Source organism: Serratia sp. N21D137 (assembly GCF_047530005.1).
GTDB classification, from domain to species: Bacteria; Pseudomonadota; Gammaproteobacteria; order Enterobacterales; family Enterobacteriaceae; genus Chania; species Chania fonticola_B.
In genome coordinates this window covers 1-1623 of sequence record NZ_JBLJAJ010000101.1, presented here as the reverse complement: position 1 = coordinate 1623, position 1623 = coordinate 1, and the positions used below count along the sequence as shown (strand labels likewise).

Genomic DNA, 1623 nt, shown 5'->3' with positions numbered 1-1623 from the left:
CAACTGCATATCTTTAGGTAAGGAGGTGATCCAACCGCAGGTTCCCCTACGGTTACCTTGTTACGACTTCACCCCAGTCATGAATCACAAAGTGGTAAGCGCCCTCCCGAAGGTTAAGCTACCTACTTCTTTTGCAACCCACTCCCATGGTGTGACGGGCGGTGTGTACAAGGCCCGGGAACGTATTCACCGTAGCATTCTGATCTACGATTACTAGCGATTCCGACTTCACGGAGTCGAGTTGCAGACTCCGATCCGGACTACGACATACTTTATGAGGTCCGCTTGCTCTCGCGAGTTCGCTTCTCTTTGTATATGCCATTGTAGCACGTGTGTAGCCCTACTCGTAAGGGCCATGATGACTTGACGTCATCCCCACCTTCCTCCGGTTTATCACCGGCAGTCTCCTTTGAGTTCCCGCCATGACGCGCTGGCAACAAAGGATAAGGGTTGCGCTCGTTGCGGGACTTAACCCAACATTTCACAACACGAGCTGACGACAGCCATGCAGCACCTGTCTCACAGTTCCCGAAGGCACCAATCCATCTCTGGAAAGTTCTGTGGATGTCAAGAGTAGGTAAGGTTCTTCGCGTTGCATCGAATTAAACCACATGCTCCACCGCTTGTGCGGGCCCCCGTCAATTCATTTGAGTTTTAACCTTGCGGCCGTACTCCCCAGGCGGTCGACTTAACGCGTTAGCTCCGGAAGCCACGCCTCAAGGGCACAACCTCCAAGTCGACATCGTTTACAGCGTGGACTACCAGGGTATCTAATCCTGTTTGCTCCCCACGCTTTCGCACCTGAGCGTCAGTCTTTGTCCAGGGGGCCGCCTTCGCCACCGGTATTCCTCCAGATCTCTACGCATTTCACCGCTACACCTGGAATTCTACCCCCCTCTACAAGACTCTAGCTTGCCAGTTTCAAATGCAGTTCCCAAGTTAAGCTCGGGGATTTCACATCTGACTTAACAAACCGCCTGCGTGCGCTTTACGCCCAGTAATTCCGATTAACGCTTGCACCCTCCGTATTACCGCGGCTGCTGGCACGGAGTTAGCCGGTGCTTCTTCTGCGAGTAACGTCAATGAACGGTGCTATTAACACCGAACCCTTCCTCCTCGCTGAAAGTGCTTTACAACCCGAAGGCCTTCTTCACACACGCGGCATGGCTGCATCAGGCTTGCGCCCATTGTGCAATATTCCCCACTGCTGCCTCCCGTAGGAGTCTGGACCGTGTCTCAGTTCCAGTGTGGCTGGTCATCCTCTCAGACCAGCTAGGGATCGTCGCCTAGGTGAGCCATTACCTCACCTACTAGCTAATCCCATCTGGGCACATCCGATGGTGTGAGGCCCGAAGGTCCCCCACTTTGGTCCGAAGACGTTATGCGGTATTAGCTACCGTTTCCAGTAGTTATCCCCCTCCATCGGGCAGTTTCCCAGACATTACTCACCCGTCCGCCGCTCGTCACCCAGGAGCAAGCTCCCTGTGCTACCGCTCGACTTGCATGTGTTAGGCCTGCCGCCAGCGTTCAATCTGAGCCATGATCAAACTCTTCAATTAAAAGCTTGATTTGCTGCAACTCGTGCAGCGATGCTCGAAAATTAACTTTCGTAATCATTCATTC

At 53.4% G+C, this 1623-nt stretch carries 1 rRNA gene; it reads right to left on the bottom strand.

Annotation, left to right across the window (positions count from 1 at the left end):
• Positions 1 to 18: 18 nt before the first annotated feature.
• Positions 19 to 1559 (bottom strand): 16S ribosomal RNA (locus ACMV5H_RS25480).
• Positions 1560 to 1623: the final 64 nt, after the last annotated feature.